Annotated in this window: 21 protein-coding genes; 6 read left to right on the plus strand and 15 right to left on the minus strand. The window is 63.6% G+C overall.

Annotation, left to right across the window (positions count from 1 at the left end; genetic code table 11):
• Window positions 1-42 precede the first annotated feature (42 nt).
• The 8 genes from QM596_RS12585 to mqo form a co-directional block, all read right to left on the minus strand.
• Window positions 43-1,539 carry an MFS transporter gene (locus QM596_RS12585; RefSeq protein WP_019748047.1) on the minus strand — a complete coding sequence of 499 codons (1,497 nt, stop codon included), beginning with the start codon at window positions 1,537-1,539 and terminating at the stop codon, window positions 43-45.
• A gap of 11 nt (window positions 1,540-1,550) precedes the next feature.
• The gene (gene cobA / locus QM596_RS12590) at window positions 1,551-2,777 is read right to left on the minus strand and encodes a uroporphyrinogen-III C-methyltransferase (RefSeq protein ID WP_019748046.1); all 1,227 of its coding nucleotides are present in this window, start codon (window positions 2,775-2,777) and stop codon (window positions 1,551-1,553) included.
• Window positions 2,774-3,187, minus strand: coding sequence for a cobalamin biosynthesis protein (locus QM596_RS12595; RefSeq protein WP_041814958.1), 414 nt, complete (start codon window positions 3,185-3,187; stop codon window positions 2,774-2,776). The genes cobA and QM596_RS12595 overlap by 4 nt, the downstream gene beginning before the upstream one ends.
• On the minus strand, window positions 3,171-4,547 hold the full coding sequence (locus tag QM596_RS12600; protein WP_020907419.1) for a cobyrinic acid a,c-diamide synthase CobB: 1,377 nt from the start codon (window positions 4,545-4,547) through the stop codon (window positions 3,171-3,173). The genes QM596_RS12595 and QM596_RS12600 overlap by 17 nt, the downstream gene beginning before the upstream one ends.
• Window positions 4,541-5,155 carry a cob(I)yrinic acid a,c-diamide adenosyltransferase gene (gene cobO / locus QM596_RS12605; protein WP_019748043.1) on the minus strand — a complete coding sequence of 205 codons (615 nt, stop codon included), beginning with the start codon at window positions 5,153-5,155 and terminating at the stop codon, window positions 4,541-4,543. The genes QM596_RS12600 and cobO overlap by 7 nt, the downstream gene beginning before the upstream one ends.
• Before the next feature lie 21 nt (window positions 5,156-5,176).
• Complete coding sequence (locus tag QM596_RS12610; protein ID WP_232816764.1) at window positions 5,177-7,141, minus strand: magnesium chelatase subunit D family protein; 1,965 nt, start codon at window positions 7,139-7,141, stop codon at window positions 5,177-5,179.
• A gap of 224 nt (window positions 7,142-7,365) precedes the next feature.
• Window positions 7,366-7,842, minus strand: a complete 477-nt coding sequence (locus QM596_RS12615) for a GNAT family N-acetyltransferase (RefSeq protein WP_003942808.1) — start codon at window positions 7,840-7,842, stop codon at window positions 7,366-7,368.
• An 11-nt stretch (window positions 7,843-7,853) separates the two neighbouring features.
• Window positions 7,854-9,392: a malate dehydrogenase (quinone) gene (gene mqo / locus QM596_RS12620; RefSeq protein ID WP_020907417.1), complete on the minus strand. Its 1,539-nt coding sequence runs from the start codon at window positions 9,390-9,392 to the stop codon at window positions 7,854-7,856.
• A gap of 146 nt (window positions 9,393-9,538) precedes the next feature.
• On the opposite strand from mqo, the gene QM596_RS12625 reads away from it, so the two are divergent.
• Window positions 9,539-10,588 carry an alpha/beta hydrolase gene (locus QM596_RS12625; protein ID WP_283309156.1) on the plus strand — a complete coding sequence of 350 codons (1,050 nt, stop codon included), beginning with the start codon at window positions 9,539-9,541 and terminating at the stop codon, window positions 10,586-10,588.
• On the plus strand, window positions 10,585-11,961 hold the full coding sequence (mtr, locus tag QM596_RS12630) for a mycothione reductase (RefSeq protein WP_283309157.1): 1,377 nt from the start codon (window positions 10,585-10,587) through the stop codon (window positions 11,959-11,961). The genes QM596_RS12625 and mtr overlap by 4 nt, the downstream gene beginning before the upstream one ends.
• Window positions 11,962-12,038: 77 nt before the next feature.
• Here mtr and QM596_RS12635 read toward each other — a convergent pair whose 3' ends face one another.
• Window positions 12,039-12,584 (minus strand): alpha/beta fold hydrolase, encoded by a 546-nt coding sequence (locus QM596_RS12635; RefSeq protein WP_003942671.1) that lies wholly within the window; start codon window positions 12,582-12,584, stop codon window positions 12,039-12,041.
• A 233-nt stretch (window positions 12,585-12,817) separates the two neighbouring features.
• Window positions 12,818-13,522, minus strand: coding sequence for a TetR/AcrR family transcriptional regulator (locus QM596_RS12640; protein WP_223257887.1), 705 nt, complete (start codon window positions 13,520-13,522; stop codon window positions 12,818-12,820).
• Between the two features lie 27 nt (window positions 13,523-13,549).
• On the opposite strand from QM596_RS12640, the gene QM596_RS12645 reads away from it, so the two are divergent.
• Window positions 13,550-14,695 carry an Rv3169 family protein gene (locus QM596_RS12645; RefSeq protein WP_283309158.1) on the plus strand — a complete coding sequence of 382 codons (1,146 nt, stop codon included), beginning with the start codon at window positions 13,550-13,552 and terminating at the stop codon, window positions 14,693-14,695.
• Entirely contained in the window at window positions 14,688-15,719 is a 1,032-nt protein-coding gene (locus QM596_RS12650) for a phosphotransferase family protein (protein WP_283309159.1), read from the plus strand. The genes QM596_RS12645 and QM596_RS12650 overlap by 8 nt, the downstream gene beginning before the upstream one ends.
• A gap of 34 nt (window positions 15,720-15,753) precedes the next feature.
• On the opposite strand, the gene QM596_RS12655 is transcribed toward QM596_RS12650, so the two are convergent.
• The 3 genes from QM596_RS12655 to QM596_RS12665 are packed head-to-tail and all read right to left on the minus strand — an operon-like array spanning window position 15,754 to window position 17,685.
• On the minus strand, window positions 15,754-16,560 hold the full coding sequence (locus tag QM596_RS12655) for an enoyl-CoA hydratase/isomerase family protein (protein ID WP_021333016.1): 807 nt from the start codon (window positions 16,558-16,560) through the stop codon (window positions 15,754-15,756).
• The gene (locus QM596_RS12660; RefSeq protein ID WP_283309160.1) at window positions 16,557-17,177 is read right to left on the minus strand and encodes a TetR/AcrR family transcriptional regulator; all 621 of its coding nucleotides are present in this window, start codon (window positions 17,175-17,177) and stop codon (window positions 16,557-16,559) included. Before QM596_RS12660 ends, QM596_RS12655 begins: the two co-directional genes overlap by 4 nt.
• A 46-nt stretch (window positions 17,178-17,223) precedes the next feature.
• Complete coding sequence (locus QM596_RS12665; RefSeq protein WP_283309161.1) at window positions 17,224-17,685, minus strand: PPOX class F420-dependent oxidoreductase; 462 nt, start codon at window positions 17,683-17,685, stop codon at window positions 17,224-17,226.
• A gap of 197 nt (window positions 17,686-17,882) precedes the next feature.
• Here QM596_RS12665 and QM596_RS12670 point away from each other — a divergent pair, with 197 nt between their 5' ends.
• On the plus strand, window positions 17,883-18,677 hold the full coding sequence (locus tag QM596_RS12670; protein ID WP_283309317.1) for a PhzF family phenazine biosynthesis protein: 795 nt from the start codon (window positions 17,883-17,885) through the stop codon (window positions 18,675-18,677).
• An 88-nt stretch (window positions 18,678-18,765) separates the two neighbouring features.
• Entirely contained in the window at window positions 18,766-19,191 is a 426-nt protein-coding gene (locus tag QM596_RS12675; RefSeq protein WP_029255162.1) for a DUF6069 family protein, read from the plus strand.
• Here QM596_RS12675 and QM596_RS12680 read toward each other — a convergent pair.
• Complete coding sequence (locus QM596_RS12680; protein ID WP_019748033.1) at window positions 19,188-20,021, minus strand: GAF and ANTAR domain-containing protein; 834 nt, start codon at window positions 20,019-20,021, stop codon at window positions 19,188-19,190. The two genes, QM596_RS12675 and QM596_RS12680, sit on opposite strands and share 4 nt — an antisense overlap.
• A 76-nt stretch (window positions 20,022-20,097) precedes the next feature.
• Window positions 20,098-20,667 (minus strand): RNA polymerase sigma factor, encoded by a 570-nt coding sequence (locus QM596_RS12685; RefSeq protein WP_021333021.1) that lies wholly within the window; start codon window positions 20,665-20,667, stop codon window positions 20,098-20,100.
• Window positions 20,668-20,746: the final 79 nt, after the last annotated feature.

Consider the following 20,746-nt stretch of genomic DNA (forward strand, 5'->3'; position numbering starts at 1 on the left):
GCAACGATCGTATCGGCTAGCGAAGCGGAAAAACAGGACTGATCAGGCGATTCCCTGAGCTGCCTTCTCCGCAGCCTGAGCCTGGGCTACCTGAGAAGGTGTGAACCTGATGCACAGCGCCGCGATACCGGCGAACACCGCGCAGACCGCGCAGCCCACAAGCGCGAAGGTGTATCCCTCTCCGAGTGCGATCAACTCCGCCGGATTCATGTCCGCGGCCTTGCCCGAAGTGCCGCCGAGCGAGAGCGTCTTCGACGTCGCCATCGCACCGATCACCGACAGCGCCAGTGGTCCACCGAGCGTCTGGGCAACCTGAGCGATGGCCGTCAGCGGGCCGATCTCGGTCTCCGGCACACCGGCGATCGCGCACAGTGGCAAGGGCACCATCGCGAGGCCGATACCGAATCCGATCCCGATCACGGGCACGAACAAGTTGGCCAGGTAGGTGGAATCGGAATCGAGAGTAGATCCGTAGAGGAGTCCGACGATCATGATCACGACGCCGGTGAGGACCAGCCAACGGGGTTGAACCTTCACGGCGAGCTTGGAAGCAACCGACGCGGCGGCGCCCAATCCGAACGCGAACGGAATGAACGCGATACCGGCACGCAACGGCGAATACTGCATGATGTCTTGCACGAACAGTGCGACGAAGGCCGTCATGCTGAACATCGCGCCACCGACGAAGAAGATGGCGAGGAACGTCGCGACACGGTTGCGATCGGCGAACAACGAGAAGGGCAAGAGCGGGTTGTCCGCAGTTCGCTCGACGAAGAGGAAGGCAGCGAGGGCGACCAGTCCGGCCGCCAATGCACCGATGACGGCGATACTCCCCCATCCCATTTCCGGGCCTTCGGTGAGAGCAAAAACAACACCGGTACAACCGAGGGTCGCGAGGATCGCGCCGGGGACATCCAAAGCCAGACGCGTCTGATTCGTCTCGCGAAGGGCGCGGAACGCCATGCCGACGAGCGCGATCCCGATCGGGACGTTGATGAGGAAGATCAGTCGCCATGACACCTCGGTCAATGCGCCGCCGATGATCAGACCGGCGATCGATCCGACGCCCGTCATGGCGGCAAAAATCGCGATGGCCTGATTACGAGCCGGACCCGCGGCGAAAGTCGTGGCAACAAGGGCGAAGGCGGTGGGCGACGCCACGGCTGCGCCGACACCTTGAAGCGCCCGCGCCGCGATCAACATGCCCTCGTTCAGGGCGAGACCACAGAGCAACGACGCCACCGTGAACAGCGAGACTCCCGCGATGAACATCTTCTTGCGCCCGTACGCGTCACCGAGGCGACCACCGAGGAGCATGAGCCCACCGAACGCAAGCGCGTACGAGGTCAACACCCAATTACGACCACTGTCGCTCAGCCCGAGGTCTGCCTGCAATGGCGCCAGCGCGAGGTTCGCGACGGTGCCGTCGAGCACCACCATCATCTGCAAACCACTCAGGACGATGATGGCGAGCCCGATGACTCGAGTCGCTACCGGGGCATTCGCCGAAGCGGTTTCAGATGTTGGGGAATCAGACACAAGACTTCACGTTACCCAGCGTCGACGGAAAAGCCCGCGACCGGCCCGATCACGATGATCGCCGGAGGCTTGATCTCCTCGTCTTTGACGCGCTGAGCAACGGTCGCCAGATCGGCCCGAAGTTCACGCTGGGTGCGCAGAGTGCCCTCTTGGATCACGGTGACCGGCGTTGTTGACGGGCGTCCACCGTCGACGAGCGCCCTCGCGAACTGATCGATGCGCTCGACCGCCATGAGCAGCACGATCGTGCCGCGCAACTTGGCCAGTGCCGACCAGTCGACCAGCGAATCCGGATGATCCGGAGCCACGTGACCACTGACGACGACGAACTCGTGGGTGACGCCGCGGTGGGTCACCGGGATGCCTGCGGCCGACGGGACCGAGATCGCGCTCGTGATTCCGGGCACTACGGTCACCGGAACGCCGGCAGCGGCACACGCTTCGAGTTCTTCGTATCCCCGCCCGAAGACGTACGGGTCCCCGCCCTTGAGGCGGACCACGAACTTGCCTGCCTTCGCGTTGTCGATCAGCGCGGCGTTGATGGCCTCCTGAGCCATGGCACGGCCGTACGGGATCTTCGCGGCGTCGATCACCTCGACGTCCGGACCCAGTTCGGCGAGCAACTCCGGCGGAGCCAATCGGTCGGCCACGACGACGTCAGCGCGTGCGAGCAAACGGCGTCCACGCACGGTGATCAGGTCGGGGTCACCGGGGCCACCACCGACGAGAGCAACGCCCGCAGCGGCCGGCTCGGCCGTATCGGCGAGCACGCCCGACTGAAGACCTTCGACGACCGCGGTGCGGACTGCTGCCGAACGACGGTGATCGCCGCCGGCAAGAATTCCGATACTCATACCGTCGTACTCGGCGCTGGCGGGAGTTACCGCGGTACCGTGCTTCGCGTTGTCGGCGCGCACGCAGAAGATGTGGCGACGCTCCGCCTCGGCGACGATCGCCGCATTGGTTTCCGGCTCGTCGGTCGAGGCGATGGCATACCACGCACCTTCGAGGTCGCCGTCGGCGTACGGGCGCTCTTCGACCGTGATCTGCCCGGCCGTGGCCATACCTTCGACGGCTGGAGTGAACGCGCGACTGATGACGTGAACACGGGCACCAGAGGCGACCAGCAGTCCGAGTCGGCGCTGAGCCACAGTGCCGCCACCGAACACGACCACGCGTCGATCGGTCAGGTTGAGGCCGACCAAGTAGTTGGTCTCGTCTGCGGTGGACTCGCTCACTCGCACTCCGTTTCGTCGTCAGAATTGTTCAAGCTGGAGGGAACTTTACGGGCCGCCGCCACGGTCACTCCATCCCTGGCAGTCTTGGCCACTAGGAGCGGGCCGCCCCCGGAGGCGAGGATCGCCGCCGCTTCCGCGACGCTTGCCGTCCCGATCGCGTGCTCGACGCGAGTCGACGGTGACGGAACCTGAACTCGCCCAAGTACGTCCGGGTCGAAACTCACAATCGGGACGTTCAGTTCATCGGCGGCAGCGAGCAGAGCTGCAGACGCCGCCTTGCCGGTCGCAGTGGCGAGGACCACGATCCTCGCTCGCTCCTGCAGCACCGCGTTCACCGCAGCGACGATGTCCTTCGCGGTGGCGCTCGTCGTGAATCCAACGCCTATACAGAGGTCATCCCCGTGCGGCATCGACGAACTTCGCGATCGATTCGGGCTGCCCCACCGGATGAGTGTGGAGATACGACGCGTGGACGCCGCCGCGAACAAATCCTTCGCGGACACTGCCGCCGTCCCAGGGCCGCCACCCCCACGCACTTCCGCAACCGTCCGCGTCTGCCGAGACGAGAGACGTTCGGTGGAACTCGTGACCGGTGACGCGGAAGCCTGCTTCGAAGAGGCTGGAGTCGCTGATCGCCACTGCTTCGCGGTACCCGAGGGTCAGGCGTTTCCCGAATGTGGCATCCACCCCGACAACACCGGCCATGCTGTGACCGTCCAAGCTGCGAGCGAGGTAGAGCAGACCGGCACACTCGGCGTGGATCGGCGCACCGCCGTCCGCCAGGTCACGAACCTGCTGCAGCAGAACGGTATTGGCCGCGAGGTCCACCGCATGCTCTTCCGGGAACCCGCCAGGAAGGACAAGAGCAGCAGTTCCCGCGGGAAGCTCGTCACGCAACGGGTCGAACACCTGCACGTCCGCGCCGGCGGCAGTCAGGAGTTCACGGTGCTCGGCATAGCCGAAGGTGAAGGCCGGGCCGCCCGCCATGGCAACCACAGGGCGAGACTCTGCGTGTGCGCCGACCTCGGCAACCGGATCCCATGCAGCTGCACCCACGTTCGAGGCGGCCAGTGCACGAACAGCGTCCAGTTCGACGTGCGAGGCAATCAAGTCGGACATCGCGTCCACTGCGGCCACAGCGGCGGCGCCGTGCTCGGCCGCCGGAATCAGACCGAGGTGCCGGGAGGGAACTTCGAGTTCCGTCAACCGTGGCACAACTCCGAGCACTGCGACGCCGACCTTGTCGCACGCATGACGCAACACCTGCTCGTGACGAGCGCTCCCGACGCGATTGAGAATGACGCCGCCGATGCGCACACCTGCGTCGTAGGTCGCGAAGCCGTGGAGTACGGCGGCCAGACTCTGACTGTGCCCACGGGCGTCGATCACGAGGACTACCGGCGAACCGAGGATCGACGCGACCTGCGCCGTCGATCCCTCCGCCGACGGCTGCGAGTTGGCCTCGTCGATCTTTCCGTCGAACAGACCCATGACACCTTCGACCACGGCGATGTCGCAGCCGGCGGTTCCATGCCGGTAGAGCGGTCCGATGCGATCCGGGCCGACCAGGACAGTGTCGAGGTTGCGTCCGGGCCGCCCTGCCGCGAGTCCGTGATAACCCGGGTCGATGTAGTCCGGCCCCACTTTGAAGGGTGCAACGCTGCTTCCGGACCGTCGCAGCGCGCCGATCAATCCCGTTGCCACCGTGGTCTTTCCGCTACCCGAGGCAGGAGCGGCGATCACCACGGCCGGAGTGGAAGGACTTACCATTCGATGCCCCGTTGACCCTTTCGGCCGGCATCCATCGGGTGCTTGATCTTCGTCATTTCGGTCACGAGGTCGGCGGCGTCGATCAGCGCCTGCGGGGCATCACGCCCCGTGATGACAACATGCTGGTTGCCTGGGCGATCGCGCAGTGTCTGCACTACCTCGTCCACGTCCACCCAACCCCACTTGAGCGGGTACGTGAACTCGTCGAGGACGTAGAATCGATGCTCTTCGCCTGCAAGCCTTCTCGCGATCTCCTGCCAACCCTCCGCAGCGGCAGCAGCATGATCTTCCTCGCTACCGGCCTTGCGTGTCCATGACCAACCTTCGCCCATCTTGTGCCACTGCACCGGCCCACCGACGCCGGTTTCGTCATGCAGGTTTCCGAGCGCGCGGAACGCGGCTTCCTCGCCGACCTTCCACTTGGCACTCTTCACGAACTGGAACACGCCGATGTCGAACCCTTGATTCCAGGCACGCAGCGCCATGCCGAAAGCGGCGGTGGACTTACCCTTTCCCGGGCCGGTGTGCACGGCAAGTACCGGCGCGTTACGACGCTGACGCGTGGTCAGACCGTCGTCGGGAACTGTCTCGGGAACACCCTTGGGCATCGTGAACTCCTGAGCTGGGATCTAGGCTGCGGCGCGGACGACACCCGCGACCTGCTGCGCTGACAATTCGGCAAGGCGGACGTAACCGCCACGTAGTTCTCGGGCCAACTCGGCTGCCAGCCCCAGACGCACGAGGCCGGTCTCGCAGTCGACGACGATGGAAGCGACGGACGCGTCGGCAAGAAGATGCGCGGCGACGCGGGCGCGGTGCAGCGCGTCCTTGCCGCCGGTAGCCCGGCCGTCGGTGAGCGTGACGACGAGGGCGCGGCGCTGCGGGTCACGAAGCCGTTCACGCAGAACCACTTCGCGAGCACGCAGGAATCCCTCTGCGAGTGGGGATTTGCCGCCGGTCCGCATCGACTGCAGGCGACGGACGGCGATGTCCACCGAAGAGGTCGGCGGCAGTACGAGCTCTGCTTCACGACCACGGACAGTGATGACCGCGACCTTGTCGCGGCGCTGATAGGCGTCGCGGAGCAACGAGACAACCGCACCGGTGACCGCGGAGAGGCGGTCGCGTGCTGCCATCGATCCCGACGCGTCGACAACGAAGACGATCAGATTGCCTTCTCGCCCTTCACGAATCGCGCCGCGGAGATCAGCAGGTGCCAGCCGCAGCCGTCCAGCAGTGCGACCACGGGCAACTTGAGACTCGGCTGCGGCGAAGACCGTGCTCGTCAGATGCAATCCGTGGCCACGTTCCCGCGTGGACCGCACGACTCGTCCACGCGGCGACATGGACCGCGAGCGGCGTCCCGGTGCACCTTCGCCGACACCAGGAACCTCGAGGAGCTTGGCCTTGAATTCGCCGGCCGGTGGCGCCGAGGGGCGATCGGTAGCGCGTACTCCCCCACCAGGTCCGTCAGGGTCTTCCGGGCCGTCGTCGTCCGGACCCTCGTCTTCAGGACCGCCGTCTTCGGGGCCACCATCTTCCTGGCCACGGTCTTCGTCAGGGCCATGGTCTTCGGGATTCTCGGGAGGTTCGGGCTCTCCGTCGCGCGCGTCGTCCTCTACCTGCGACTGGGCGTCCTGATCGGCCTGCTCGAGTGCATCGTCCAACTGCTGCTGATCCAAGCCGGGCTCGTCGAACGGATCGCGGCGGCGGCGATGCGGCAGCGTCAGTTCCGCAGCCACTCGCACGTCCTCCGCAGTGACCTCGCTGTCGCCTCGCCAGGCAGCGTGGGCGGTCGCGGTGCGCGCCAGCACCAGGTCCGCGCGCATACCGTCGACGTCGAACGACGCACACAGTGAGGCGATACGACGCAGCTCGCGGTTGCTCAGCTCGACCGAGTCCAGTTTCTCACGCGCCGTGAGGATTTCGGCCGCGAGCTCCTCATCGGCGGATTCGTACCGAGCGACAAACGCCTCGGGGTCGCGCTCGTAGTCGAGCCGGCGACGCACGACTTCCATGCGTACGTCGACGTCGCGGGAAGCTGCGACATCGACCGCCAGTCCGAAACGGTCCAACAACTGTGGACGCAGTTCTCCCTCTTCGGGATTCATCGTGCCGACGAGTACGAATTTGGCCGGGTGCGAATGGGAGATTCCGTCACGCTCGATGTGAACGCGACCCATCGCCGCGGCGTCGAGAAGCACGTCGACCAGGTGGTCGTGAAGCAGATTCACCTCGTCGACGTACAGAACTCCCTGGTGAGCGGCGGCGAGCAGTCCAGGTTGGAAAGCGCGCTCACCGTCGCGGAGAACCTTCTCGAGGTCGATGGACCCGATCACTCGGTCCTCGGTGGCGCCGACGGGCAGTTCCACCAAGCGGGCCGGTCGTGTCGTTCCGGCGTCGTCGACCGCGGGCAGCAGCGCAGTCAGCGCGCGCACGACCGTCGACTTGGCAGTTCCCTTCTCACCGCGGACCAGGACTCCACCGATCCCCGGATGCACAGCACACAGAATCAGCGCCAACCGCAATTGATCCTGGCCGACCACAGCACTGAACGGGAAGCCCGCCACTGGTCGATCTTCTTCACTTCGCACGTCGATATCCCTCCACCTCTCGGTTTCCTCGCCGAGAATTTGGCTGCACTCGAATGTCGCGGCAACCTGGCTGAGATCTCCCGGTCAGTCGGTAGAGGAGAGATCTTTCACAGTGGCGGGACCGCGCCTGGATCGAACAGGACTTCCCCGCGAACATTCGGTATCGAAAAAACCCTAGTCGGCTCGCTTTTCCACGAGCCGACCAGGGTCAAATCTCCGACAAACTAGCTGACAGCCACGAAAGGCTCTCCCCCGCCACGGCGCATCGGGGTGTGCGGGATGCCGTCTTCGATGAACTCTTCGCCGTCAGCCTTGAATCCGTGCTTGGCGTACATCTCGACCAGGTAGGTCTGGGCGTTGATCCGACACGGCGCTTCGCCGACCTCGGCCAGTGCGGCCTGCAGGAGGCGGGTCGTGTGGCCCTGGCCGCGAGCCTGACGCGACGTGCAGAGGCGTCCGATTCGGAAGCTCTTGTTTCCGTCGTCGTGCTCTTCGAGCAGACGGAGTGTGCACACCACCTGGCCGTCCTGCTCGAGCCAGAAGTGGCGTGTTTCCGTCAGCAGGTCCCGCCCGTCCAACTCGGGATACGGGCAGGCCTGCTCGACGACAAAGACCTCCACTCGAAGCTTCAACAACTCGTAGAACGTCTTGTTGTCGAGGTCGAGTGCCCATGAACGCTTCAAAGCTGCTGTTGCCGTCATGGGTTGGACTATCACACAGTCGCGACGGTATCCGCGACCGGAGCCGATTCGGAAGCACCAGCGGAATCGAGCTCGAGAACCTTCGAGGACCAATCCCAGACCTGGTTGAACAGGCCTTCGTTGTCAGTGAGTTTGACGCCGATGGACGGAACCATCTCACGAAGCTTGCCCTTCCAACCCTGGAACTCGGTCGGGAAGCAGCGCTCTAGTACGTCCAGCATCGCCGGGACGGCCGTGGACGCACCGGGCGAAGCGCCGAGCAGGCCGGCGATGGAGCCGTCCTCAGCGGCGACCACAGCGGTACCGAATTCGAGGACGCCGCCCTTGCCCTTGGCACGGCGGATCACCTGGACGCGCTGGCCCGCGGTGATGAGCTCCCAGTCCTGAGCCTGCGCCTTGGGCGCGAATTCACGCAGATCCCAGATGCGACCGGCTTCGTTCTTGGCGAGTTCGCTGACCAGGTACTTGACCAGGCCGAGCTCGCTGACGCCGACGCCGAGCATCGAGAGGATGTTGTTCGGCTTGACCGAGCCGGGCAGGTCCGTGACGCGACCCTGCTTGAGGAACTTCGGCGACCATCCGGCGTAGGGGCCGAACAGCAGTCCCGGCTTGTTGCCGATGACACGGGTGTCGAGGTGCGGCACCGACATGGGCGGGGCGCCGACGGCAGCCTTGCCGTAGACCTTGGCGCTGTGCTGGTCGATGAGTTCGGGGTTGGTGCATCGCAGGAAAGCACCGCTGACAGGGAAGCCACCGAAGCCCTTGGCTTCCTTGATGCCGGACTTCTGCAGCAGGTGCAGGGCGCCGCCACCGGCACCGACGAACACGAAGCGCGAGCGAACGGTGCGCTTTTCACCGGTGCGACGGTTGGTGACCTTGACGGTCCAGGACTTGTCCGAGTTCTGGGTCAGGTTGGTGACCTCGTGGCCGAAGTACATCTTGCCGCCGGTCTTACCGATGTAGCCGATGAGCTGCTTGGTGAGCGCTCCGAAATCGACGTCGGTGCCGTCCTGGCTCCAGTTCAGGGCGATGGGATCGGAGAAGTCGCGTCCCTTGGCCATGAGCGGCAAACGCTCGCTGAACTCGGCCGGATCGTCGATGTACTCCATGCCGCGGAAGAGCGTATGGCCGGCAAGTGCGTCGTAGCGAGCACGCAGGTACTTGGCGTTGGCCTCACCGTGAACGAAGCTCACGTGTGGGATGGGGTTGATGAATTCCTTGGGCTGGGTCAGGACGCCCTGCTCGACCGCGTGTGCCCAGAACTGGCGGGACACCTGGAACTGCTCGTTGACGTTGACGGCCTTCTTGATGTCGACCGTGCCGTCGGAGTTCTCCGGGGTGTAATTGAGCTCACACAGGGCGGAGTGACCGGTTCCCGCGTTGTTCCAGGGGTCGCTGCTCTCGGCTGCGACGGCATCGAGCCGCTCGAAGGTCGAGATCGACCAATCGGGCTGCAGCTGGCGCAGCAATGCACCCAGCGTGGCGCTCATGATGCCTGCGCCCACGAGCACTACATCCGTCTTCGTCTCTACCGCGTTCTGATTCGACACTGGAGAATCGACTTCCTTGTCATTAGCCGTGCGCGCATCCGCCTGCTGTGTTACGCCGAATAGGTTACCCGTGCGTACTCGCGCGGTTCACCACCCCCAATTGTGCTCTACAACGCGCACCCGAAACGACGATTAGATTGTGATTTGTGACTACTTGGGTTCCAGACGTCCTCGGTGACGGATATCAGCAGCTGACGATCCCGCTCGGAACGGATCCGGACGGCGAAGGCGAGGTGGACGCAACACTGGTCCGCTACCAACCGCGGAAGGAGGCGGTGAAGACACGTCGTGCCGTCTTGTACGTGCACGGATTCACCGACTACTTCTTCCAGAAGCACCTGGCCGAGCATTTTGCCGAGCAGGGCTACGCATTCTTCGCACTCGACTTGCGCAAGTGCGGGCGATCCCTCAAGCCGGGACACACGGCGCACTACGTCTCCGACCTTGCGCTCTACGACGCCGAACTGAACGAGGCGCTGCGCATCGTCCGCAGCGAGACCGACGGGAGCGAGGTGCTGCTCATGGCGCACTCGACCGGCGGTCTGATCGTCCCGCTGTGGCTGAACCGTTTGCAGCGCAAGCCCGGTGGCAGCGACGGCGCCGGAATCTGCGGGCTGGTGCTCAACAGTCCCTGGTTCGATCTTCAGGGCCCCTCGGTGGTGCGCAACGTCGGCACTACGGCGATCGATGCGCTCGGACGGGTATCGGCGAAGACGGTGATCCCGGGAACTGGATTACCGACTTACGGTTCCAGTCTTCATGTTTCGGCCAACGGCGTCTGGGATTACAACCTCGACTGGAAGCCACTGGCGGGCTGCCCCGTTACCTTCGGCTGGATGCGGGCCGTCCGAGCGGGTCACGCAAAACTTCACCGCGGCCTCGACATCGGAGTGCCCGCGCTGATTCTGCGCTCGAAGAGGTCGCAGTTCGCGAAGGCGTACAACCCGAGCGTCGACCTCGCCGATTCCGTGCTCGACGTCAAGCAGATCGCACGTTGGGCCGGTTGCCTCGGCGATCGCACCACCATCGTCCCGATCGACGGCGCCCGTCACGACGTGTTCCTTTCGACCGAGAAGCCCTTGGCCACAGCCTTTTCCGAACTCGACCTGTGGTTGGAGTGGCTCGACGGCCACCTCACCCCGGCCGCAGAAAATTCGGCAAGCACAGCAAGCAACACACAGGAGATCGCGCAGTGACGCACTACGACCTTGCAATCATCGGCAGCGGATCCGGAAACTCGCTGCCCGACGAGCGGTTCGACGGCAAGAAGATCGCAATCCTCGAAGAGGGCACCTTCGGCGGAACGTGCCTCAATGTCGGGTGTATCCCGACCAAGATGTTCGTCTACGCCGCCGAGGTGGCACGCACCGTCACCACTGCCGAGAAGTACGGCGTCGACGCCACGCTCGACGGCGTTCGTTGGTCCGACATCGTCAAGCGCGTCTTCGGCCGCATCGATCCCATTTCTGCAGGTGGTGAGCGTTACCGCAGCGAAGACAGTCCCAACACCACCGTCTACCGCGGCCACGCCACGTTCACCGGCGACAAGACGATCGACACCGGAACCGGCGAGACGATCACCGCTGACCAGGTGGTCATCGCAGCCGGTTCGCGTCCGATCATCCCGGACGAGATCGCGTCGAGTGGTGTGAAGTACTACACCAACGAAGACATCATGCGACTGCCCGAACTTCCCGAGCACCTCGTGATCGTCGGCTCCGGATTCATCGCCACCGAGTTCGCACACGTGTTCTCCGCGTTGGGTTCTCGCGTGTCGGTCATTGGCCGCAGCCAGCGACTGCTGCGGCACCTCGACGACGAGATCTCCGAGCGCTTCACCGAGTTGGCCGAACAGAAGTGGGACGTCCATCTGGGCTCCCCCCTCACGTCGGTACGCGGCGATGGCGACAACATCGCCGTCGAACTGGCAAACGGCACAGTCGTTTCCGGTGACGTTCTCCTCGTCGCGGTCGGTCGTCAGCCGAACGGTGACCTACTCGGTCTCGACAAGGCCGGCGTCGAACTCGACGACAAGGGCTCGATCGTGGTCGACGAATACCAACGCTCCACCGCAGAGGGCGTCTTCGCACTCGGTGACGTCTCCTCGCCGTACCAGCTCAAGCACGTCGCCAACCATGAAGCGCGCGTTGTTCAACACAACCTGCTCCAGGACGCGTGGAAAAACACGTCCGGGCTTCGCAGCACCGATCACCGCTTCGTACCGGCAGCAGTGTTCACCGATCCGCAGATCGCCGACGTCGGAATGACGGAGAAGCAGGCTCGCGACGCCGGACTCGACATCACCGTCAAGGTGCAGGCATACGGAGACGTCGCGTACGGCTGGGCGATGGAGGATCAGGAGGGCATCTGCAAGGTGATCGCCGAGCGCGGCACCGGACGCATTCTCGGTGCCCACGTCATGGGTACGCAGGCTCCGACGGTGATCCAGCCGCTCATCCAGGCGATGAGCTTCGGTTTGTCAGCGCAGGACATGGCGCGCGGCCAGTACTGGATCCACCCGGCCTTGGCCGAAGTGGTCGAGAACGCGCTGCTCGGCCTCGACATCTGAGCCCCGCAGCCCCAATGACGCCGAAAAGGCGGGCACTCCTCGCAAAGGGAATGCCCGCCTTTTCGTCGGTCAGAGTTTCACCAGGGGCTGGTACGCAGCACGATCTCGGTTGCGAGTTCGGCCGGTGCCGACTTGACGACGTCGTCGACACCCGGAAGTTCCGTCACGCGGAAGTCGGAGTACACGAAACGACCGCTGGCGTCGGCGATGGCCCGACCTCCACTGCCCACGACTACGGTGGTCGGAACCTCGACCGGCGGTACGCCGGCAATATCGCTGGCCGACGGATGTCCACGGTCCACGGCGATCAAACTCGCGAAGCGGCCGAACTGACGTGCAGCCAACAGCCACGCGAGATCGGCGCCCTCCCGGTGACCGACCAGATTCACCCAGGCGATGTTCAACTCGTCCAGAAGTACCACTGCCGAGGTCTCGTCGAGATTCTCGATCGATTCCACCGCGACGGTCCGCAGATCCGAATGGTGCAGTCGCTCACACACATCGTCGTACAAGTCGACGGGGTCGCCCTTGCCGGGGAGCAGGAGTACCGCATGCTTGCTGACCGGCCCGTCGATCCGAACGGTGCACGAACCACTGCCCACCGCTACTCGAGTCAATTCCATGTCTGGAAACGGTACGCGATCCACACTGTGGAGGACCCTGGAGTCGACAGAAGTATGACCACTCATACATTCTCACCACCGCCGGCGAGTCCGATTTGTTCGCTCTGCACCGCCTCTCCCCTGAGCGAAAGTGGCTTTCGGCGCATCTGAGGCGACCGATGTACCGTTCGCTCGAGGTGGGGGGTGGGCGAAGCGCCGAGCGCCTGACCGGAGGAAGCGCCTCGGTCAGCCCCTCATTGCCGGCTGATCTCGGTTCCCGTCGACGTAACCAGCAGAACCAGTGCGTCCGCAGTGCGCGCGCAGAACGCGTCACCGTCGGCGAGGCCACTCGTGAGGCCCCGCACGATGGTGGTTGCAACGAGAATGTCGAAGGCCACATCGGCGGTCGACACGATTTCCGCGTCGGACCGCTCGGGAAATTCGACACGCACGCGCTCGGCGAGCGCGAGCCGGGCCGGGTCTTCCGATCTCCGAACCAGTTGTTCGTAGGCGCCGTCTTCTTGATGGTAGGCCGACAGCAGGCCGGGAATCGCTGCGCGCGTTGCCGGTTCGGCAACTCTCGCGAGGAACCATCTCGTCCAGGCCTGCATGTCGTCACGCAAATTCGACGTGGTCACCGGTAGCGCCGCATCCTGCATTCCGAAGACCGCATCCTCGATGATGGATTCCTTGGTCGCCCAGCGCCGATAAATTGCGGCAGTGCCCAGTTCGGCCCTTCGCGCGATGGCTGTGATCGTGGTCTTCTGGTAACCCTGCTCCGCCAGCAACTCGCGGGCGGCGGTGAGGATGGCGTCGTCCACCTGCGGATCTCGAGGGCGCCCGACTCCGACGGTGCCGATGCGTCGATCTTTGCGTTCGTCCACAACTGCGGACAGTACCCGACCGGTTTCGCCGAAAACCATTACGTTGCGTAGCGCTCCGTAATAGATTGTGAACACCCCACTCCGTCGACACAAGGACCGACTGTGATCACACCGCACGACGAACTACTCATTCATCAACTCCCGACGACACTCGACCACGTCTCCCAAAGTGACCTGCGCTGGACCGAACGCATCGTGATGTACGGCTTCGACAAAACGGGCGAGATCAGCATCATGACGGGACTGGCCAAATACCCGAACCGCAACGTCCTCGACGCCTACGCGATGGTGACGCGCAAGGGTGAGGAAGCCCGCGTGGTGCGCCTGTCCACCGAGTTGAACCCTCAGACCGGAGGACTGGCAGCGTGGAGTGTGGGGCCGTACACCTATGAAATCGTCGAACCACTCCGCCAGGTACGTTCCACGGTCGACGCAAACGAACACGGATTGAGCCTGCAACTCGACTTCCACGGCGACTTCCCGGTGTACGAGCAGACGGCAGCGTTCCATCGCACGCGCGGCCGCGTTCGCGAAGACGCCCGACGCTTCTACCAGAACGGCACCATCACGGGTTGGATCGAAATCGACGGCACCCGCATCGACATCGATCCGGACAACTGGTGGTTCGGCCGCGATCACTCGTGGGGCGTACGACACGGCGGTGGCGGCGGCAGTCTGTCCGAGGGCGCGAACCTGCAGCCGTCCGAGATTCCGGACGGAGTCCTCTATTACATGGGGATATTCCAATTCGACGACGAGGTAGTGCATTTCGCGCAGCGCGAAACCAGTACCGGCGCGCGCTGGCAGTTCGAGGGCGAGGTGCTCTTCCCGATCGGTTCCGGCAAGGACGCGCTACCGATCATCGACGTCGAGCACGATCTGAAATTCCGTGACGACATGCGGGTGGTCGAATCCGGCACTTTCACCGTGCACCGAGCGGACCGGACCACCGACGTGATCGAGGTGAATCCAGTGTGCGATTTCTGGCCCGGACTGGCCGGTTACGACGAGTACCGGGGGTACGCCTCCGGCATGTACCGCGGCAAGGACTTCAGCGACAGCTTCACCGTCGACATCACGAACCTCGATGAAATCCGGCAGGTGAGCATGCTCAGCGAGACGCTGTGCGAGGTCCGCATGGGAGACAAAGTCGGATACGGGCTCGTGGAAATGGTCTTCATGGGCGTGAATCCCCGCTACGGGTACACCGATTGGAGCAACACACGGACAGGTACGAACAATGACTGACCGAACAGCCGCAGAAGACATCGCACCCGCCCTTGAACCAATTGTCCGGGAGCACATTCCGGGTACTCGAGGCGCCAAGATCGTCAACTTCAAGCGCACCGAACGCGGATTCTCGACGGAGACATACCTGTTCGACCTCGATGGCGCCACTGGCGAGTCGAGTGGTTTTGTTTTCCGGCGTCCACCGGAGGTTTCGCTGTTCCCCGACTACGATCTCCGCCGCCAGTTCCTCGTGACACAAAGGCTCGCGAAGTCCGACCTCGCAGTCCCTCACGTTCGGTGGATCGACAGCGGTGACAACCCACTCGGCAGCCCCTACTACGTCATGGACCGCATCGGTAATGCCGAGGCGCCCAGCGACTTTCCGTCGTATCACAGTGCCGGGACATACTTCGAAGCCGATGAGGCAGGCCGAGCGAAGATGTGGTGGGGATGCGTCGAGACGATTGCGCAGATTCATCGCTTGGACCCGGACAAGCTCGAACTCGGATTCCTCTCCTACCCCCAGTTCGGCACCCATCCGGTCGAACAGGCGGTGAACTACCTCGACTGGGCCGTTCGTTGGGCATCGCCGGACCTACCGCCGATATTCGACAAAGCACTGGCCTGGCTGAGGGAGAACATCTACCAACCCGAACACGTGACACTGTGCTGGGGCGATGCCCGGATGTCGAACATCCTCTACGGCCCGGACCAGTCGATCGCCGGGGTTCTCGATTGGGAGATGGCGTACCTCGGCGATCACGAGGCCGACCTCGCCTGGCTGTTGTTTCTCGATTGGGCGTGTAGCGAATTCGAGGGACACACACCTTTGCCAGGCACTCCCAGCCGAGAAGAGACCATTGCCCGCTACGAGGAACTGACCGGCTGGAGGGTCGAGAACCTTTTGTTCAACGAGGTACTCGCTGCGGTTCTGCTCGCTGTTCCGCTCCTGCGCCTGTCCACGCATCTCCAACTCGGCGAACATACGGATATCACCGCGTTCTGCAAACATCGTCTCGAACAGTTGCTGCGAGACGCGTAGTCGTCCGCGTGTGATTTTCCGCAAGGCTCCCGAATCATTCCGACGGGATTTCCTGCCACTCGGCGGACAAGCGCGAAACCCACACAGGCGTGCGCCGTTCCATTAATGCACGAACACCTTCCACCGCGTCCGGCTTCCCCATGACGCGTAGATGCAGGTCCGTTTCGATGGCCGCCACCGTCTCTGGTCGACAGCTGCTGCTCTGGCTCTGCCAGAGCAGTCGCTTCGAGAGCGCCACCGACATCGGTGCAGTGTTCGTCGCAATGTCTCGGGCGATCACCAACGCCGCCGAAAGCACTTCGTCAGCGGGCAGGCAACGGCTACCCAACCCGAGCGCGATTGCCTCGGCTCCGTCGAACGTCCTTCCAGTCAAAAGGATGTCGGCGGCCACAGCCATTCCGGCGATGCGCGGAACCGTCCAATGCGCCATCGCATCCGGCAACACACCGAGGCGAACCTGCGGAATTGCATACTTGGCGTCAGCTGCAAAGATTCTGATATCGGCCTGCATCGCGATGGTGAGGCCGATTCCGATCGCATGTCCGTTCACCGCTGCGATGACCGGCTTTCGCAACTCGAACGCCGGCGGATCCACCGGTGATGACGAAAACTGCTCGCCGTCAGGTGAATCGAAGGTGCCGGCGCCGTCGCCAAGATCTGCACCCGCGCAGAATGCTGGTGGCGCACCGGTCAGCACGATCACGCGAACGGAATCGTCTTCGTCGAGCTTTCGGTACGCCTGCCCCAAGTCTCGACCCATGTGCTTGTTGAAGGCATTCCGTTTGTCAGGCCTGTCGAGGGTCACGACGGCAACGCCGCCGTCCACCGAAACCGAGATCATTGCCCCACCGCTTCCGTCCCGACGGCATCGGCCGGATGCGCAGCCAGGACGTACAGAGATCGTGCGAGGGCATCTACAAAGCGGTCCTCACCCTCGAGCCCACGGGTCAACCCCTGCATTGTCGTCGTCCCGGCCAGCAGGTCGAACAAGAACATCGCATCCGCACCTGCCGGGATCTCACCACGCCTCACCGCGTCGTCCAGCAGATCCTGAAACGCTGCACGAACCGGTGCACCGATAGCCAATAGACGTTGTCGCGCCTCCACCGTCCGCGAATCGGCAAGCAGGCCAGGAACTCCGGCCCGCGCCGCGGGTCGGGCAGCGCGGACCAGGAAGATGTGCACCCACGTCGTCAGATCCACCCGCAAATCACCGGTCGGCCGAGGCAACGGATGTCCGCCCGGTCCATGCACTGCTTCTTCGATCAGGGCCTCCCGTGACGGCCAGCGACGGTAGATGGCCGGCGTATTGACACCGGCAGTCCTGGCAATCGCCGAAATGGTCGTCTGCTGATACCCAACTTCGGCCAGCAGTGTGCGAGCTGCAAGCAGCACAGCCTCGTCCTTGCCTGGGTCGCGTGGCCGTCCGATACGGGCGGGAGACTCGGTTTTCACCATTACATATTAACTCGTAACGTTATCTCCCTACCTGAACGAACGCAGTTCAGGTGCCGGACGGCTTGGGGAGCCTCGTCATTCCGTAGACGTGATCAGCGCGCACCGTGAGGATCTGTCGACGCTCCGCAACCATTGCTTCGCGGTACTCCTCCCAATCAGGATGCTCCTGGCCGCTGATGTCCCGGTACAGCTCGACCAGTGCGTCAGACACTTCGTCGTGAGGATCGGCCGCGACGGGTGTCACCACGGCAAGTCCTTCGATCACGGCGTAGCTCCAGAAGTCGGGCGCGCTGACGTGAAGGGAAACCCGCGGATCGCGGATCGCATTTTTACTCTTGGCGCGATCGGCTGTGATGGACACGGAAGCCGTCTTCGACTCGCCGTCCCAGCGGTAAATGATGTTGGACAACTGTGGGCGGCCGTCACGCTTGACGGTTGCCAGCACGCCTTGTTTTCCCCGGGCCACGAGTGCGAACAACGCGTCGTCGGTGTCTGTGTCATTGCTCATATCTGCACCAACGACGCCGTGCGGCCGGTTTGTTCCGGAGGCAGGCCAGTTCGAAGATTGCGGACCGCAATCGCGCGATGTCTCTTCCCCCGATGGAGGACAGCGGACAAAGATGGTCGACATGGCAACTTCTCACGACATCCTCCGACTGACTGCGTTCAGTTCGGATCCGGCCGGCGGTAATCCCGCCGGCCGGACTGCTCGACGCCCGCGGGCTCGACGACCCCGAATTACAATCCGTTGCAGCCGAAGTCGGGTATGCCGAGACGGCGTTCCTCATCGAACCGGAACTCGGAGGCAACCCGCGCCACAGCCGGATCCGGTACTTCTCCCCTATCGCCGAAGTACCGTTCTGCGGTCATGCCACTATTGCGACGGCCATCGCTCTCACCGAGCGAGACGGCGACGGAACCTTCACATTCGAAACACCGATCGGACCGGTATCCATCGACACGGCGACCGACGAGGACGGAAGGTCGACCGCGACCTTCACCAGCGTCGAACCGTCGGTCTCGCCGATCGATCACGCCGTGCTGACAGCGCTGCTCGGGCTCATCGGCGTCGATTCGTCTGCGCTCGACGCGCGGTATCCCGCAATGCTCTCGTACGCCGGCAACACTCACCCGATCGTCGTACTTCGTGATCAGTCGACATTCGACGAGTTCACCTTCGATCCATCCGCAATGCGAATTCTGATGGACGCGCAGGGGTGGGCCGGCACGGTGACAATCCTGCATCCCCTCGACGACAACACCTTCGAAGCCCGAAATCTGTTTCCGGTGGGAAACATCGTCGAGGATCCTGCAACCGGGTCCGCAGCGGCGTCGACCGGCGGTTACCTGCGCAAACTCGAACCCGCGGCCACTCTGCGGCGGATCACCATCCACCAGGGCCGACACGTCGGGCGTCCCAGTGTGCTCGAGGTCGACATCCCAGTCGACGGCGGTATCTCGGTCACCGGCACCGCAGTGCCCGTCGTCGACGGGCAATAGTCAACCTCAGCGATGAGTTTCTGCCCGCCGGCGGGTCTATTCACCAGAGCGACGTCACAAGACCATCGCATCGAGCCGGGAGAACACCATGTCTGCAATCACGTCAACCGCACACAACCTCCACGTCACCAAGCCACGTGCCGTACTCGGCGCCACGGTAATTGCTCTCGTCGTCAATCTGATCCTGTGGTTGATCGGCCTCGCATTGGGCGGATCCTTCGAGATGACAGATCAGGGAAAGCCGGCGAGCGTCGCGCCTGGTGGGGTCATCACATTGACGGTGGTGCCACTGCTGGTCGGTTTGTCGGTCGCAATGTTGATCTCACTGAAGTGGGAGCCGATCATCCGCATCGCCCAGATCGTGGGTGCAGTCGTGGCGCTCGGCACCATCGCTTTGACCATTGCCGCGGACTTCGACGCCGCCAGCACGGTCATGCTCGCGCTGATGCACGTGGTTGTCGCCGCGGGCGTCGTCGTCGCGCTCGAGGCTGTACGTCGGTCCCCCTCGAACTAGACAGCGGTAGGCGGCGCCGAATACGTCTCGACGATCTCGGCTGCCACGTCGCGCAACCGGGTATTCGTCGTCTGAGACTGCTTGCGCAGCATGTGAAATGCGGTGTCGGCGTCGATCCGATGGATGGCCATCAGCATGCCTTTGGCCTGTTCGATCGGCGCCCGGGTCTCGAGCGCACGTTGCAAGGCATCAGCCACCGCCTTGGCGGACTTGAAACGAGAGAAGTCGCCGATCGCGCGTGAGACCGTTGTCGTGAGAATCTCCATGACATCCGCGTCGACGCGGTCGAATGCCGCTGAGGCGCGTCCGTACAGGTTGAACGAACCCAGTCGCTGATCCGGCGTGAAGAGCGGCGCCGCGAGAAAGGACTTGATCCCTTCGTCCTTCGCCGCCGCCGCGAACCGCGGCCAGCGTTCCGCGCTGGTCTCGGCATCGACGACAACGGTTTCACCGGTTCGAGCGGCGTGCAGACATGGTCCGTCGCCGGCGTCGTATTGCTCGATGTCGACACGCAGAGTCCGCGAATCGGTATGAACGGCGGTGTAGGTCTGCCCGGCCAGATCGATGGTGACGCCGATGCTGTCGGCGCCCTCGATGGCGTCGTTCGCGATTTCGACGGCGCGCTGGAGCAAAACCACGAGTTCGTCCTCGTCGCCGATACTTCCTCCGAGCGCTGCCAGCAACTCCCGGACCGCGCTTGCAGTCAGCCGAGTTTCCGCAGCCTCGACGGCGACGTCAGCACCCGTTGCCGTCGCATCGTCCGGCATTACCGACGGCACCGAATCCTCGGTTCTCGGGTCGAAGCCTCTGGGGTCGAAAGCGGTATCCACGACGAAGCATTCTTCCAGCTACCCGGGCCGTCAGGAGAGTGAGTTCGGTGACAGAACCCGGCAAACCGCCGAGTCGTCATCGCCATCGGTCGAGCGCGAGACCCAGATTCCGCCTCGCCCGAGTGTGTTGGCCACGAACCGCGTCCGGACTCAGTTCCAGGACAACTGCGATCTGTGGATACGTCATGCCCTCGACTTCCCGCAAGACCCAGGCGGCGCGCTGACGCAGCGGTAGACGATCGAGTTCGGCTTCAAGAGCGTCGAGAAATGCTGTGCCGCATACTTCCTCGCTCGGATCGCGCAATCGAGTATCGACTTCGTCCCGAAGTCCGTCCACATCGGCGGCGCAGGAGCCGACTTTTCGATGGACATCCGAGATCTTGCGAGAACAGATCGCGAACAACCAGGTCTTGATACTCGAGCGCCGCTGAAACCCCGGAAGTTGGCGCCAGGCGGCAACGCAGGTTTCCTGGACGATGTCGTCGACGTCACTCTCACTGGTGACGAGTCGACGGGCAAATCGATACAAGTGCGGGCCGTATCGGCGAACGATGACGTCGAAGGCCGCATGATCGCCGAGCATTGCCGAGTCGACCAGCACCTCGTCACTGAAGTCGGTAAGCAAGCCGTCGAATTGATCTGTCACCGCGCACACTCCTACTAGGGAGCCGTCGCGGGAGTGAGGCCTGGCTATTCTACCGCGTCCACGTCGACGCCCGCGGGAG

Source organism: Rhodococcus sp. IEGM 1406, assembly GCF_030056745.1.
GTDB lineage: Bacteria > Actinomycetota > Actinomycetes > Mycobacteriales > Mycobacteriaceae > Rhodococcus_F > Rhodococcus_F erythropolis.